This is a genomic window from Parabacteroides sp. AF27-14 (assembly GCF_003635425.1).
Taxonomy (GTDB): Bacteria; Bacteroidota; Bacteroidia; order Bacteroidales; family Tannerellaceae; genus Parabacteroides; species Parabacteroides distasonis.
Genome location: NZ_QTLZ01000016.1, coordinates 47,216 through 63,967 on the forward strand (window position 1 = coordinate 47,216; position 16,752 = coordinate 63,967).

The following is a 16,752-nucleotide window of genomic DNA, read 5'->3' on the forward strand; positions in this document are numbered from 1 at the left end:
TTATCAATATATATCATAATAAAAACTACTCATTTTTTCTTACCAAGAATCATAAAATGATACAATGGACGATTCAAGATCATTATGTTATGAATTATCGTCTCCTTTAATGATTGATCAATAACAGAAAAATATTCCTTATATCGATTTAAAATCATAAGCACCTCATCATAGATTACATTAAAATCTGACTCTTTCCTAGCATGGATAAATGTCGCATGAGCACTTCTGAATAATTTATATACCCCAAACGATATAGTTCTTCGAGAAAAATCATTGTCAATCATATACTCAACCATTTCTTGAGTTGCATAAATGAGATCTAAATGCCTTCTCTGAAATTCAGAGCGTACGATACTACCTTCACGTTGGAGATAATAATACCCGGGATTAGGTATATATGACACCTTTCTTGAATGAGCAATATGCTTATATGTAGTATAAGAATCCTCAAAATATTTACCTATCGGATATAAATAAGCTAGGATCAAGCTTCGTTTGATAAGTTTAGAACAAGCATGATTCCCATAATATTCCTCTCTACATAACTCTATTAGAGCTTCTTCCACTCCCATACAACAAGGAGCCTTTGTTGGCATACTCAATCGTATAGAAACTCCTTCCGATGTTTCTGTTGCCCTGTAATACGGAGAAACCACCATATCAATTTCACTAGAGGCGAGTCCTTCAACTAGATTCTGAATAAAATGCTCCGATACCCAATCATCGGAATCCACAAAAATCACAAACTCTGATTTTGATCTTTCTACCGCATAATTCCTCGCATCTGATAATCCCCCATTCTGCTTATGATAAACCCTGATTTTTTCCGGATAGTTGATTGCATATTCATCACAGATGGCAGGACACTCATCTGGAGAACCATCATCTACCAAAGAGATTATATAATCATCATAAGTTTGATTCAATAAAGAATCAACACATTTTCTCAAATATGGCTCGACCTTATACACTGGTACAATTATATCGATTTTGGGTATATTCATATTATTTAATTGCGATTAAAAAAGATTATAATTTAATAATTCGATAGAGACTCACCCCTTTTTCTTATTCTCCGCCTCAAAACCATACCCATAGCCGTATCCATAACCATAATGTTTACCATAGCCATAACCGTATTTCTTACCATAACCGTAGCCATAGGTGTTCTTACGTTTGCTCAGGTCGATTCCATTGATCACTACCGCCAACTTGTCAAATTTATGCTCGTCCCTAAGAACATTAATGTAGCAGAAAGCGGCTTTCGGGGTCACGTCCGCACGGCAGACATAAACACACATGTCGGCCACACGGCTTATTATGGCCGTATCAGTTACCATACCGATCGGGGCTGTATCCAGCAACACGTAGTCATAACGGGATTTCAATTGCTCTATCGCCTTCTCCAAGGTATCACGGGCTACCAGTTCCGTCGGGTTCGGGGGAATCGTTCCTCCTAAAAGGATATCCAGGTTCGGACTGATGCCGGAAGGCTGCACAAGATCAAAAAGATCCTTATCCTCCGGATCCATCAGATAATTAGATATTCCTTCCTGCCTTTTCGATAAATCGAAGACCTTATTCAAGCCCGGCTTACGGATGTCCATACCAACCACTACCACCTTCTTTCCCAAATAAGCCAAGCTGACAGCGAGATTTCCAGTCACGAAAGACTTACCTTCTCCGGGCTGCGTAGAAGAGAAAAGTATGACCTTTTGATCTTTCCGGAGCATAAAGAGCAGATTGGTCCGCAAACCTCGGAAGGTCTCCTCCATCATGTCGTTCTTATTCTCGCGCACCACGATCGCTCCCTTATCGGAGGATTTATGACCACACAAGGGCAATTCGCCCAAAATCGGAACATTCGTCAATTGCTTCACATCGCCACGATTCTCGATCTTATATTTCAATAATTCCACGACAAAGATGATTCCCACCGGAATAAACAGGCCCACCACAAACGCAGCCAATAAAAACACGAGCTTCTTGGGAGCCACAGGATCCTTCCCGGGTAATGGTTCCTCTACAATACGACCATTATTAGCCGTGGCTGCCAATGTGATCGCATTTTCCTCCCGCTTCTGCAACAGCATGATATATAAAGTCGCCTTGATTTCTTGCTGGCGAGAAATAGTCATGAACTCTTTCTCTTGCTTTGGAGCATCACTAATCCGGCTCTCAAATTTACTAGCCTGACGCTCAATATCTTTCTGGGCGATTTGTAGTCCTCGCAAGACACTATTCACGGTTGTCTCGACATTACGTCTCATCGCCTCAACGCCGGTGTTCATGTTTATCACCGCCGGGTTATTTTCCGAAGAGGTACGTAATAAACGTTTACGCTCGATGATCATCGTGTTATATTGTTCAATCACCCTAGTGAGGTTTTGATCCTGTAACCCTACGTTTGCAGGAATTATCTCTTCCTTGTTGACCGGATCGTTGATATAGGTACGCAGAAATTGAACCAAGCTGATCTGTGTAGCGTTCTCCGTACGTTGCTGCTCATACTTGGAACTCTCTTGTAAGGCTAGACGGGCATCACTTGTCAAATCCGTCAGACCGGATCGTTGCTTGAAATCCGCCAACTCGCTCTCCGCCGTACCCAACTCATGGTTAATTATACCGATACGCTCCTCTATGAACTCAGCGGTTTTCTGAGCTACCTCATTCTTCTCATCGTTCGCGTCTTGATTATAGAACGCAACCAAACGATTCACGAAATCCACGCCTCGCTCCTTTACTGTATTGTTCACGCTGATCTTCGCTATCGTCGTGGTCTGGGAAGAGGCGGTCACGCTCAAGTCTTTCATATAATCCTCGGCGGTCTCCGTCGGCGTATTTATGGTAACACGTAAAGCGATTTCCTCTTCTTCCATATACAAGGTATCGCCTCGCGTAAAGCTTAAAACACCCACAGGTGTTGGTAACACCGCCGGCAATTGATCAAATGCCTGTTCTATCTCTTGCTCTTCCTTATCTTGCACATATTCAGCCTTAACAGACAATTTTCCTGTTTTTGTAAATGTAAGATCCAGCTTAATCGGCTCCTCCAATTTATCGGCCTCTTCCGGTGTCATATAAATCCGCACCGGACTATTCTTATAAAGAGGCATCGCATAACCGAACGCTCGCTTTTCCGCTACACGAACATATAAATTCAGGTCGTTCACGACTTTTTTTATCAATGTACGGGATTTCAATATCTCCACCTCGTTATCAAAATTATTTGTCATGGAAAACATTCCCAAATCTTGAATGGCCGCCAACGGATTGTTGCCCGAACCGCTTCGCTTATCCTCCTCCTTTATCAACACGGAACTGGAAATGTTATATACAGGCGTTTGATAACGAAGAAACAGGTAAGTAGCGATGCAACATATCAATATACTAGCAACAAACCAACGCCAATAAAAAAGGTATTTGAATAAAAGAGCGACCAAATCAATCTCTTGTTCCTCGTTCTCTATCCCAGTGTTATTAATTATCCGTTCGTCTATCATCTCTCTTAATTTTCAATTCTCAATTTTCAATTTTCAATTACTTAAGTATGTTTACCAACAGGCCGGCAATAGATACCAGAATCGAGAGTGAGCTTACCCAAAGGGTCGTGCTGTTACCGATATCGGAGTTCTTAGCCTTCGTCTTGTTCGGGGTCACGTAAATAATATCGTTTTGCTTCAGGTAATAATACGGGGAAGTCACGACTTCGGCATTATTCAAATTCAAGTTAATGATCTCACGCTTACCGTTCACGTCCTCACGGATCAGCTTGACGTTATCACGGACACCGTAAATCGTCATATCGCCTGCCATCGCCAAAGCCTCCAGAACGTTCACCTTCTCGTTGCCGATCGTGAAGCTACCCGGACGGGCCACCTCACCCAACACGGAGATCTTGTAATTAGCCATACGGACCGTAACGATCGGGGATTCCTTCAAATAAGGTTTCAAACGCTCACGAATCAAGTCCTCCGCCTCGTTCTTGGTGAGACCACCCACTTCCAAGCGACCGATAACAGGGAAATCGATCTCTCCTTTATTATTCACCAAGTATTGCTGCATGGTCGGTTGTGTGGTCGTACTGATATTTGTCAAAGCCGCATTGATTGGAGTCTGTACCGTCAAGTTGAATGGAGTCGCAGCCTTCGGGTCTGTCGTATTGACCGTGATGCTCAACAAGTCTTTTGGCATGATCTTGGCGTCATACAACGGAAGGGTCTCCTCAAAATCGTTCACTGCCTCTGGGTTTTGGAGGTATGGTACGTTCTTGTAAGAAGTACAACTCGCTACCAATAGAGGTAGAGCTAATAAAAGTAGTAATCTTTTGATTTTCATATTATTTTGTTATCTTTTTTTTTATTTCTTAGAACACAGAATGATATGGATTTAGCGAAACAAACGAGAGAAAAGGCCTTTCGGTTTCTCCGGTTCGTATTCCGACTCGTATTTCCGCATTAAATCCTCATAGGAAAGTCTTTTACTCACCATCTCGTAAATCATACCCCAGTCCGGGAGACCACCAAGATTACGGTCATCAATAAAAATATCGGCCTTCAGCTTACGGGAGAAATGGTTATTCAGGCTTTTCTCTTCCTCCGGGTAATCTCGGTTCACGGCGTAAAACTCCAAGCCCCGCTCTCGGCAAAAGGTGACAGCCTCATCCAAAAGCTTACCCTCTCGCACACTCCATAAGATCAGCTTGTGGTGTTCTGTTTGTAACTTTCTCAATGTCTCGAAAGCGAAAGGGATCTCCTTCCCTATCGCCGGATATTTATGCTCAACGATTGTTCCGTCAAAATCTACTGCGATAATCATTTATAATTCAGATTTATAACTACCAACTAAATTGCTAATTCACTCCGTCCAATCTCGTGAATTGAGAGTTTTGGCTCTTGAACTCGGGGACGAAGGATTTCATCTCTCTCACCATAGGAAGAATGTGTACATGAAGGGATAATTCAGCTAATAGATCAATGTGCTCTACCACATCCTTGTAGGCGTACTCTCGGACTGCTGCCACACGAATCTTCTCATGAGGGGTTTCCTTCGTATTCTCCTTGTTGCTCAATAGTTCCTCATATAATTTCTCACCGGGACGAAGACCTGTGTATTTAATCTCTATGTCTTTATCCACCTGCAAACCAGAAAGCTCGATCATACGCTTCGCTAAGTCAGCGATCTTGACCGGCTCACCCATATCAAAGATGAAAATCTCGCCGCCCTTGCCCATCGTACCGGCTTCCAACACCAAACGGCAGGCTTCGGGGATTGTCATGAAGTAGCGGATGATATCGGGATGGGTTACCGTAACTGGGCCTCCTTTGGCGATCTGATCGCGAAAACGAGGTATCACGGAGCCATTACTTCCTAATACATTACCGAAACGGGTCGTGATAAACTTAGTGTTTCCCGCTAGAGCCCCCTTACTGATCGCCACACTCAAGCTCTGCACATATATCTCAGCGAGGCGCTTGCTACATCCCATGATATTCGTTGGATTAACGGCCTTATCCGTACTGATCATCACGAATTTCTCTACACCATAGCTTACGGCGGCATCCGCTATCACTCGGGTACCAAACACGTTGGTACGAACAGCCTCGCAAGGGTTCTCTTCCATCAAGGGGACGTGCTTATAAGCTGCCGCATGGAATACTACCTGGGGATGCCAATTGCGGAATACGTAATCTACACGGTCCGGATTCCGGACATCGCCTATGATAGGTACAAAATCCAGTTCCTTATACTTCTCCTCCAATTCCAGGCGTAAGTCATGCATCGGAGTCTCGGCGGCATCAAGGCAGATCAGTTTCTTGATCGGGAAATGCGCCAGCTGGCGGCAGATCTCGCTACCAATGCTACCGGCCGCTCCCGTAACAAGGATCGTCTTATCTTTCAATAAGAGACCGATCTCGCCCAGATTTATACTGATCTCCTCACGACCCAGCAAGTCCTCAATACGGATCTCACGGACTGAACGCTTCATTCCGCCCTCATGGACCTCCTCCATATCAGGAACCACGAGAGGCTTCAAGGAGGCCTGCTCGCAATAATGAATCAAACGATCACGTTCTCGTCGGACGGTCTTTATATTCGGGAAAAGGATACCATCCAAGTTATTTCTGGGGATCAGACGCAACAAGTCATCAATGTCCTCGATCTGGTAAACGGGAAGTTCCGCTATGCGAAGGTTCTTTTTAGCGCTACCAAACGTCAAGAAGCCGATGATGCTATAATTTTGCATGAATACTTGCCGGTTGGGTGATGTGGCTATCATCACGCTATCCTCATCCATACCGAACACCAGTACACGCTTGCGCTTTTTTCCAAGTTGGGACAACACGCTATTATATACATTAATCACAAATACACGTAAGGTGATCAGCAGAACAATCGTCAACATACAATCGGTTATCCCTCCCACCCAATATATAGAGGAATTGAAATCCGCCCTCAAAAGATGAAGCAGTATGAACATGAGGATGGATTTTGTGATGGCGACACCACCAATCCTCCATAGTCCACGTAGCGTGGAATGACGGATCACCCCGTGATAAACCTTGAACGTAAGAAAAGAAAGGATACTGGCCACAAAGGAAGCTATTCCTACCTTTAATACACTAATCCCGCTTATGTATACATGCATGATGGACAATAATCCCAGCACTCCTATCAAAGATACACATAGGGAAATGAAAAGATCCGCACAAAAAATGATCCAGCGGTTGATATACCGCAAATTTACCAGACGCCCCAGCGCTAAACGCCAGCGATTATAACGATATTTCACCTTTTCCATATTTGTTTTATTCATATCTATCTAACTATAATAATAAGCGACCGAACCTCTCAAGTGGTTGGAGTGGTATAAGCTAAAGCAAGAGTCTAGTCTATCGGTTAAAGAAAAAGGGACTCTCCTCGCTACTAGAGATAGCTGACCTCTTGATCGATATCGGCCGCCTAATTCTCATTTTCTAATTGCGACCTAGCGATAATATATTCTTGATTGGAGGCTCTCTTGAACCTCAGAAGTATCTTTAATCAATCTCCATGTCACGATCCATGGACGTGGTTTTTACTTCCGGCATCGGAAAATACCTCACCTCTTCCTTATGCCACTCCTTGTAACCGTCAAGCGTACGAGTAGGGACGGATAACCGACCGTAGTCATTGCCTTCGCGATGGAAAAGATGGTTACGTGTATAGGAACGTAACTCGCCATCTGTCCAAGAGACCATCACGATTGGAAACGGGTACGTGGTGAGGCTTAACGGGGTCACTAAGGTACGGGAAGATATTTGGCGTAACAGGTAAGCTGATTTCTCGAACGCCACCCAATACGGACCCGTACAGTAAAGATGGATGAAGGCACGATTATCCGCCTCTCGCTTAAGAATCTCTTTCAAATGGTTTCCTAACAACGAGATAAGGCGTACTCCGGATCTATCCTCTTTTTTACCGTAGTGCGTATCCATCTATGTGTATCATAATAGCTCTAGCAGGTCACGGGTGATATTTACTTTGGCACATCCCAGTAGATCTACACGGATCACAAAGTTAAGATTGCCATCCTCCACTTCCAGCACGTTACCTTCTAGACCATGCAACTTACCGCCGTTAATGCGTACCCTCGCTCCAAGAGGCAGCGGACGGGGATCGATAATGACAGGCTCTTCGGAATCGTCCAGCATCCTACGGAGTTTCACCATCTGCTCATCCGGAATGAAGGCTACGGGGCGTATGCCTCCAGACCGTTCGCCAGCTATGTTTACCATGAAACGTTTGATATAAGGAAGATGAACGATCTCCTTCCTACGCAAGACATCGGTGCAACGGATGAATACAATGGAACGGAAGACGATCCGGTCTACTTGCTTACGCTTGCCGCTTGGCAGAAGACACATCTCTTTTTGGGAGGCTATATAAACCTCATAGTCCTTCTCGCCTTCCGGCTGACTGGCTATGCGCTTTTCCAGCTTGTCACGGCATAGTTTCTCGGACTTGTTGTTGACGATAGCGATGTACCAATGTTTCTGATCAGATTTTCGCCGTAACGGGTTTTCAGGAATGGTTCTTTCAACGCCTACGGCGTCGATACCCTCATGAGGTACCGAATTTACAACCGTTTTTACAACATTCGCTCGCATCTCGTTGATTGCTTAAAAGAGATAGTTTGATATATGCACCATAACCCTTTTTCGCCATGTGAGAAATTAGGCTACTTAGTGAGTAGCGCAAAAGGTGGGAGAATGGTTATTACTCAGTTGTAGAGACGGAGCATGCTCCGTCTCCCACCGTCTGACAGTAATTTAAAACATCTTTTAGAGGGGATGAGACGGGGTATACCCATCTCTACAAGAATGTATGTTCGATTTTAGGGGGGGACGTGATGATTTCGGAAATACGAGGCCATTTCGTCTCTATTGCCATGTCTATACATCAGAAATAAGAACGAAGATTTAACGAGAATCCAACAGGAAACACAAACAAACCCTAATGATTGCTTGTTTTTTGTTATTTTTTACTACATTTGCGGCGTGAAACAAACGCTACTCACTAAGTAGCCTCATCCCACTTTCGACACATAATTATAGACACAACCAAAGCAAGTGCTATTCACCTCTGTCATTTTTTCTAAAGAGAAACTTCTCAGATAAATCTGGGTGGTCTTGATAGACTTATGCCCCAATAATTCACTGATCATTTCTATAGGGACATTTTGCTCTTTCAATGCCATGGCAAAGGAATGGCGGATCGTATAAGAAGTAACATCCGATGCTATTCCAGCGGCCTTTTTCAACGCCTTCAAATTTCGATTGAATCGGGATAGGGCCGCATTGTATTCGAGATATGCCTCATAGCCCGTCTTCGTTCCACTCAAAAAAGGGAATAAATAGCCTGAGGCCGGCTTCTTGTCACCCATTAATTCCTTGCGCATCAATTCTGCCGTATCCAAGATTTCCAGTCTCATCGGTGTGCCTGTCTTCTGCCGATTATAGTCCAATATCCCGTTTTTGATATTCCTTTCTTTTAGGTGGGCGAAGTCCACGAACGACATTCCTGCATACTGAAACAACAAACAAACGACCAGTTGTGTCTCCCTTAGCACCTCACTCTCTACCTTCACCGTCATCAACTTATGTTGGTTCTCTAAGGATAGGGATTTCTTGCGCTTACTCTCCACTCCCGTAAAAACTCCTTGGAACAAACCGGGGATATATTCCGCATCACCATCTTCGATCGCCTTGTTATAGACGCAACGGATACGACGCATATAAGTGGAAACCGTGTTGCACATGCAGCCTTTCTCCAACAAATAAGCCTCATATCGGTGAAGATTGGCCTTATTGATATCCGAATAGGAAATGTTCTCTGTTCCACTATACTTTATAAAGGAGTTCAACGCATCCTGATAACTTTTGGCGGAGGAATAACGCTTTTCCTCTCGTAACTGGGACATATACCTTCTCACCCCTTCCACGAATCCTTTCTCATCCATATCTCTCTGTTTTTAAATAATATTTGAAATGAATTGACAAATGTAACTCATACTATCTGAATGCAAAAAGAATTACCGAAACACTATCATAATGTTTACTTTCTAAACATATTTTAAACACATACTTTTTCAAAACAGTTACGTTTAAACCAATATTATGGAACTTTAGTACCCAAAATAGCACATTTTTTAGGATATATCCTGAACTTGTATGTATCTAGTCGGCTTATAATTTCTATTTCCCGGCAGATAACCGACATCTACCCGGCATCTAGTTCGGATTATCCGGTACTTGCTCTAATTTAGCTGGGGTCTACTCCTAATCTCAATCTTTTGTACACTGAAAAACGAGACTATATAGAGCCTTTGCGCTCTAGAACGGCAAAAAAGTCGACTGATTTTCAAATATCATTCAGGAGGCATTTATTAGTTTTCTGAAACAAGAGATATAATAATTCGGCGGATATTGATAAAAAGAAGGCAAACTGCAAGTATTTTCCTTCATACACATTCTATTCGTCAGGGCTTAACTACCAGAGAATCGCATATAATACACACACACCCTATCCTATCTCAAATACAAGAAGCAGAAGGAGAGAGAAATGACAAATTGACATAATTAAGCCGTATTAATGACTTCTATCGATTGAATACACAATATTAAATTAGCAGAGACTTGCTTGCAGGTGTCGTTTTTTTTCACGAATATTGCAAATCAAACAACCAAATAAACATATTTAGTTTACTAAAGTTAATCTTAAAGAAAGGAGAGCCTATGAAACAGGAACCATCATGAACCATATCTAACAGGGAAACTGGCTGGAAGATATGGCAACATAACCCAGCCAAACAAGTTTCTAAGCGCCTTTAAATCAAATAATACTAACACTAAAACATTACAAATGTATGAATGAAAATTATAAGGGGAATCCTAAACCCCGATTAAACACAAAAACTAAATTGGGCAGAGTCATGAAATTAACCTCAATCCCGCTATTTATTTTTACCACAGGGGTATACGCTTCCGTACACTCCCCAAACATGCGCATTAAAAGCGACATCAAGATTATAGAGAAACCATCAATCGTATCCACCCCGCAACAAAACACCCGTCAGATCACCGGAACCGTGATTGATGCTACCGGTATGCCGATAATTGGCGCCAATGTGATGGTAAAAGGGACAACAAACGGGACAATAACGGATATAGATGGAAAATTCACGTTGGAAGTAGCCAAAGACGCTATTTTGCAAGTGTCCTATATCGGTTATATGAACCAGGAGATTTCGGTAGGCAATAAATCGGTTTTAAGCATCTCCTTGCAAGAGGACACACAAAAGTTGGATGAGGTGGTAGTGATTGGTTACGGTACGATGAAGAAAAGTGATATCACGGGGGCTATCTCGTCCGTGAGCGAGGAGAAAATCGCTCGCCAAGCAGTGGCCAATGTTTCTACCGCATTGCAAGGCTTGGCTACCGGTGTATCCGTCACTTCCAGTTCCGGATCTCCGGGTTCCGCCGCCACGATCCGTATCAGAGGTGTCGGTACGGTAAACGACGCGGAGCCATTGTTCGTCGTGGATGGGATGCCCGTGACGGATATAAACTACCTGAACACATCGGATATACAGTCTATGGAGGTGCTTAAAGACGCTTCCGCTTCCGCTATCTACGGTTCCCGTGGCGCGAACGGCGTAATCCTTATCACTACGAAAAAAGGCGCCGCTGGAAAAACCACCGTTACGCTCGACGCATATTGGGGTATGAACAAAATATTGAATAATCTCGATTTGATGTCAGGTCCGGAATGGTACGACTATCAAGAACAGTTGAACACAGTGAGGAGCGTTCCCATCAACTTGGCCCTTGTCAATCGTAATGTTTCCACCAATTGGATGGACGAGATTACGCATACGGCCTTTATGCATAACTACAGTGTCGGCATAAGCGGTGGTAAAGAGAACGACTATAAATTCAATCTGGGCTTGAACTATATCAACCAAGATGGAACGATCAAGAAATCCAACTACGAACGGTTCAGTGTCCGTCAAAGCACGGAAAAAACGGTGCTCAAAGATCATTTGGTAGTGGGTACCAACGCGTCGATCGCAAGATCTACCGACGCAAGTATTAGCGAGCGCAACAGTAGTAATGTGTACGACTCCGACTATGGTGTCGTAAGTAACGCAATCCGTTTGGATCCGGTAACTCCCGCCCAAAACGCAGACGGTTCATATGGTTACTCTCCTTATATTGACTACTATAACCCATTGGCAAGTATCATGTATCGGGATAATCAACGGGAGAAACTTGCTTTCATCGGCAATATGTATGGGGAATGGCAGATTATAAAAGGATTGAAGTTCAAGAGTAGCTTCGGAGCGGAAATCAGAAGGGTAGACAATAAAACCTTCTCGCCTGTCTATGAGGTATCCTCAAGCCAAAGAAATTTAGAGAGTAGTTTATCGAAGTCGCAGACCAAAGGGCATTACTATACGTTCGAGAATACCCTTTCGTATGAGAAAACGTTTGCCGAGAAGCACTCCATATCCGCTCTCGTAGGTTATACCAATGAATGGGGTAAGCAGGAAACCTTGAGCGTAAATGCGAGAGATCTTATCGGAGAGTCGGATAACCTGCATTATATAGACGCTACGCTGGACAAGAACAAGACCACGGCCAGCAATAGCGCTACGGAATATGGTTTGATGTCTTATCTGGGCCGCCTACACTACGATTACAATAACAAATACCTTATTACAGCCACTTTCCGGCGAGACGGCTCCTCTAAATTCTCTTCCAAGAATCGCTGGGGTAACTTCCCCTCGTTCGCTCTAGGTTGGAGAATCGACAACGAACCGTTCTTCCAGAAATTGAACGCCGAATGGGTTTCCTCCTTGAAACTCCGCGGGGGTTGGGGACAGATCGGAAATCAGAATATCACCAATTATGTGGATCGTAGTTTGCTGTCATTGAGTACGCAATACGGTGCTTTATTCGGAGCGAGAGAGAATGAGACCTTGTATCAAGGTATTGCCGTGAGCAGATTGGGCAATCCGGATATTAAATGGGAGACCACGGAATCTCTGAATATCGGTCTTGACGCAAGCTTCTTTAACACCCGCATGGTCTTCAGCTTCGAGTATTATTACAAGACAACGAAGGACATGCTGCTGGCCGCTCCTATGCCTATCTATATGGGATATGCCAGCAACACCTACACCAATATCGGCGAGGCGAACAACCGCGGTATCGAGATGAATCTCGAGTGGAGAGACAAGACCGAAAGCGGTTTCGAATACAACGTGGGAGTAAATATGTCGACCATCCGTAACCGCATGACGAAATTGAATGGTGGCACACCAATCTCCGATGGACCATTCCGAAACGGAAGCATGTACCTCACCTATACGAATGAAGGTATGCCTATCGGCGCGTTCTGGGGCTATAAGACAGACGGGCTTATCCAAACACAGGAACAGTTGAATGCCGTTAAGCGGGCGGATTTCCAACCTAATGCCGAATTGGGCGATGTATTGTTCGTAGATACGAATGGCGATGGCAAGTTAGACTCAAGTGATAGATGCATGATCGGTAATCCTATTCCGGATATCATATACGGTATCAACATGGGTATGGCGTGGAAAGGCTTCGACCTCAATTTGCAGTTTGGTGGAACAATCGGTAATCAGATATTCAACGCGATGCGTTATTACACCTACTTCCCGAACGATATAACGAACAAGGATAGAGCGTTAATGAACTATTGGACGCCAAATAATACAAATACGGACATCCCTCGCCTGACGGCTACGGACGTAAACGACAATGACCGCTTCTCGGACATGTACGTAGAAAACGGGACTTATTTCCGCTTGAGAAACGCCCAGCTAGGTTATACCCTGCCCGCTTCTCTCACGCAGAGGATAAAACTACAAAAAGTACGTTTTTATGTAAGCGGCCAGAACTTGTTTACGATATCCAGTTACTCGGGTATGGATCCGGAAGTGGGTCAGTCCAGCTCTTTGTCTAGAGGCATAGATTACGGTATCTATCCTCAGAACATTTCATTCACCGGAGGTATTAATGTTACTTTTTAAAATTTATAATGTCATGTTTAAAAACAAATATATCATAGGAATCGTACTAGCGATTTTAACAGGATTCAGCAGTTGTGCAGATTTGGATTTAGCTCCGTTAGGAAGTCCGGAGGCTGGAGAGATATCAGAGGAAAGACAAGCTTTCTTGCGTCTGACCGCTGTCTATTCCGTCATGAAGGACTTCCGTTACACATGGTCAATGCAATGTTTCGGCGACGTGTTGTCGAATGACGCGACCTACAGCGGTTCTTCGAACGACGCACAAACCTTCACGTTGCTGGAGAATTATCAGTATCAAGCGGATCATACCGAGATTTTGAACAAATATCGGTATTCTTACCAATGTATTAATAAGGCCAATTTGTTTATACGGGATATGGAAATGGCAGACGATGCCCTATTCTCGAAATATAACAGGGAACAGATGATCGGTGAGGCCAAGTTTATTCGCGCCTATACTTATTTCGAGCTTGTGAAAACCTTTGGTGGTGTTCCTTGCTATACGGGAGTCTTGGATCTCGATCATGAGAGACTCGGACGTGCGTCTGTCGAAGAGATATACTCGGTTATCGAGCAAGACCTAAACGATGCGGTTAGCGTATTACCTAAGAAAAGTGAGGTGGCTAACTACGAGTCAAGCTATGCGGGAAGGATTACCAAAGGCGCGGCCATCGCCATGCAAACACGTATTTATCTGTATGAGAAAAAATACGATGAGGTAAAAAAGGCATTCGAGAAATTCCAGAATGAGTGCGGGGGTGAGTATAGCTTGGTCGCTCCGGAGGATTACGCTTGGCAATTCTCACTGGACGGCGAGCACTGCTCTTCTTCAATCCTTGAAGTAAATATGTATACCTCCACAACCCAAAGCGGGTATGGCGTTAATAACGGCAACCGTCACGTGCTGATGTCTATGCCCCGAAACATGACGATCGGCTTCGGTTGCGCACAACCTACACAGGCCTTGGCAGACGCTTATGATGCCGAGGGGGATATCATACGAAAGAAGACCACTCTCCTTTCCACGGAAGAGGCCATAGAGATCGAGACCGCGGCCAAAGGCGATGTGGCACCCGTTACGGACGACCGAACCGGTTGGTACAATCGCAAACTATATCTCGCGCCCGGGCAAAGAGAGGAGAATCGGGGAAATAATCAACCCACGAACCTCAGGCTTATCCGCCTCGCGGAGGTATATTTGAACTATGCCGAGGCTTGCTATTTCAGCGGCGATATCGCTAATGCGCAAAAGTATCTGAATGAGGTAAGAAGCCATGTCAACTTGGCTCCTAAAAACCATACAGGAAGCCAATTGTTTGAAGACATCATGAACGAGCGTCATCTGGAGTTTGGAATGGAAGGTTTCCGGTTCTTTGACGTGGTACGTGTAGGATGGGGCGAGAAAGTATTTAACGGAACCAAGAAGGCGGAATTTGGAGCTAAGACTCCTTTCAGCGCCGGTGCGGAAGTATTGCCTATACCTCAAACCGAGATTGATATTAGTGACGGTTTAATAACTAATTAATAAGGAAATAACAATTCGCAAAAATCATAATAGTATGAATAGGAATTTAGTATTGCTCGGAATCTGTCTCTTGGCCGTATCGTTCGTTGGAGAGGTCTTTGGACAGAAGAAAAAACCTCGTATCGGTATTGCCGGTATACAGATAGAAAACAGCGTGTTCGTCCCGAATAGGCAGCCGCTCGTAGGACACCCCGTAAGAATGCCGGACTATCTCAGCCCAGACTCCGCAATGGGACAGGCGGCCACTTGGCTTCCCACGCAGATTGGCTATGGCGGTGGAAGAGGCCCCGTGACAAAAGAATCGTACGACGCATTTGTGGAAAAAACATTGGAGATGATCAAGGCCAATATGCCCTATGACGCTTTCTGGTTTTATAACCACGGAGCTTGTAGCGTGGAAGGCGTAGCCGATCCCGAGGGCGAATTCATGGAGAAGGTGCGTAGCTTGATCGGAAACGATGTCTTGACTACCACCACGATGGACCTTCACGGAAATACGTCTTGGTTGGTAGCTCTCAACTCCGATTTGATTACGACTTATCGTCAAGCACCGCATGCGGATTCTCGCGAATCACATCGGCGAGGGGTCGTCAATTTGTTGGAACGTCTTGAGTCGGGGAAAGGACGTCCGGCATACAAGGCATGGGTTGCTGTTCCTGTCCTAGTTTCCGGCGAATGGTCGAGTACCCGTGTCGAGCCTGCGAAATCGCTGTACGCATTGGTTCCCGAGGTTGAAGCCATGCCCGGAGTGATAGACGCAGGGATCTGGATCGGTTATGTTTGGGGAGACAACCCACGGAACCAAGGAACCGTGATGGTTTACGGTGACGATGAGGAACAGGTAAAAGCCGGGGCGAAGAAACTCGCCCAGAAATTCTGGGATGTCCGTAAGCAGTTCTCGCTGGAAGCTCCGGGATATTCGCTCGAGAAATGTATCGATTTGGCAATAGCAAGCAAAAAGAAGCCTTTCTTTATCAGTGATATGGGAGATAATCCCGGCGGAGGCGGCTCAGGCGAGGTCACTTGGACTTTGGCGAGACTCTTGAAGCGTCCGGAATTCCAGACTGATAAGGGAAAGAGCGTTCTTTATTGCTCCATCCCGGGAGAAGAAGTGGTTAAGCAGGCACGTAAGGTCGGCGTAGGCGGACACGTAGAAGGCATGGTAGGTGCCATGGTCGATAATTCCTACGAAGGTCCCGTGAAATTGTCGGGTACCGTGGTTTATGTCAGTCCGGAAGAAGACAAGAACGCGGAATCATGGAGACGGAAAAGAGATATCGCTATCGTAAAGACCGGAAGCGTTTATGTGGTAGTAGGCACATCGTCTCCCACTCCAAACCTAGAGGGTTCAGGAATTGACCCGAAGGAAATGGATATCGTAATGGTTAAACAGGGTTACCTTGTAACCCAATGGTACAATATACAAGCGGATTGGGTGATGGCTTTTACAAGGGGAGGCGTGGATCAGGACTTCAAGAAGCTTCCCTATAAGAATATCGTGAGACCGATGTTCCCGATCGATCCAGACATGGCTGATCCGGAATTGAACGTTATCATGGTTCCTTCCGCCAAGCATTACTATGGCAGATAGATCGTATTGATCGATTTTTTACTGCAATGC

The 16,752-nt window shown here is 44.6% G+C and carries 11 protein-coding genes; 3 read left to right on the forward strand and 8 right to left on the reverse strand.

Annotation, left to right across the window (positions count from 1 at the left end):
• Window positions 1-29 precede the first annotated feature (29 nt).
• The 8 genes from DWY79_RS15525 to DWY79_RS15565 form a co-directional block, all read right to left on the reverse strand.
• Window positions 30-1,007 carry a glycosyltransferase family 2 protein gene (locus DWY79_RS15525; RefSeq protein WP_009276273.1) on the reverse strand — a complete coding sequence of 326 codons (978 nt, stop codon included), beginning with the start codon at window positions 1,005-1,007 and terminating at the stop codon, window positions 30-32.
• A gap of 51 nt (window positions 1,008-1,058) precedes the next feature.
• The gene (locus tag DWY79_RS15530) at window positions 1,059-3,506 is read right to left on the reverse strand and encodes a polysaccharide biosynthesis tyrosine autokinase (RefSeq protein WP_122369658.1); all 2,448 of its coding nucleotides are present in this window, start codon (window positions 3,504-3,506) and stop codon (window positions 1,059-1,061) included.
• 37 nt (window positions 3,507-3,543) lie between these two features.
• A complete protein-coding gene (locus DWY79_RS15535) occupies window positions 3,544-4,341 on the reverse strand; it encodes a polysaccharide biosynthesis/export family protein (protein WP_005855491.1) in 798 nt (265 codons plus the stop codon).
• Window positions 4,342-4,392: 51 nt separating this feature from the next.
• Entirely contained in the window at window positions 4,393-4,821 is a 429-nt protein-coding gene (locus DWY79_RS15540; protein ID WP_048927731.1) for a BT0820 family HAD-type phosphatase, read from the reverse strand.
• 34 nt (window positions 4,822-4,855) lie between these two features.
• On the reverse strand, window positions 4,856-6,805 hold the full coding sequence (locus DWY79_RS15545) for a nucleoside-diphosphate sugar epimerase/dehydratase (RefSeq protein ID WP_036613982.1): 1,950 nt from the start codon (window positions 6,803-6,805) through the stop codon (window positions 4,856-4,858).
• Window positions 6,806-7,043: 238 nt separating this feature from the next.
• Entirely contained in the window at window positions 7,044-7,481 is a 438-nt protein-coding gene (locus DWY79_RS15550) for a hypothetical protein (protein ID WP_048927730.1), read from the reverse strand.
• Window positions 7,482-7,490: 9 nt separating this feature from the next.
• A complete protein-coding gene (locus DWY79_RS15555) occupies window positions 7,491-8,153 on the reverse strand; it encodes a transcription termination/antitermination NusG family protein (RefSeq protein WP_005865210.1) in 663 nt (220 codons plus the stop codon).
• 419 nt (window positions 8,154-8,572) lie between these two features.
• Window positions 8,573-9,505 carry a site-specific integrase gene (locus DWY79_RS15565; RefSeq protein WP_048927729.1) on the reverse strand — a complete coding sequence of 311 codons (933 nt, stop codon included), beginning with the start codon at window positions 9,503-9,505 and terminating at the stop codon, window positions 8,573-8,575.
• A 906-nt stretch (window positions 9,506-10,411) separates the two neighbouring features.
• Between DWY79_RS15565 and DWY79_RS15575 the strand changes: the two genes are divergently transcribed.
• Genes DWY79_RS15575 through DWY79_RS15585 form a run of 3 tightly spaced genes read left to right on the forward strand, consistent with a single transcriptional unit; the run spans window position 10,412 to window position 16,722 of the window.
• Window positions 10,412-13,606 carry a TonB-dependent receptor gene (locus DWY79_RS15575; protein WP_181987541.1) on the forward strand — a complete coding sequence of 1,065 codons (3,195 nt, stop codon included), beginning with the start codon at window positions 10,412-10,414 and terminating at the stop codon, window positions 13,604-13,606.
• A gap of 13 nt (window positions 13,607-13,619) precedes the next feature.
• Entirely contained in the window at window positions 13,620-15,131 is a 1,512-nt protein-coding gene (locus DWY79_RS15580) for a RagB/SusD family nutrient uptake outer membrane protein (RefSeq protein ID WP_005865202.1), read from the forward strand.
• 34 nt (window positions 15,132-15,165) lie between these two features.
• A complete protein-coding gene (locus DWY79_RS15585) occupies window positions 15,166-16,722 on the forward strand; it encodes a M81 family metallopeptidase (RefSeq protein WP_005865200.1) in 1,557 nt (518 codons plus the stop codon).
• The last annotated feature ends 30 nt before the right edge of the window (window positions 16,723-16,752 follow it).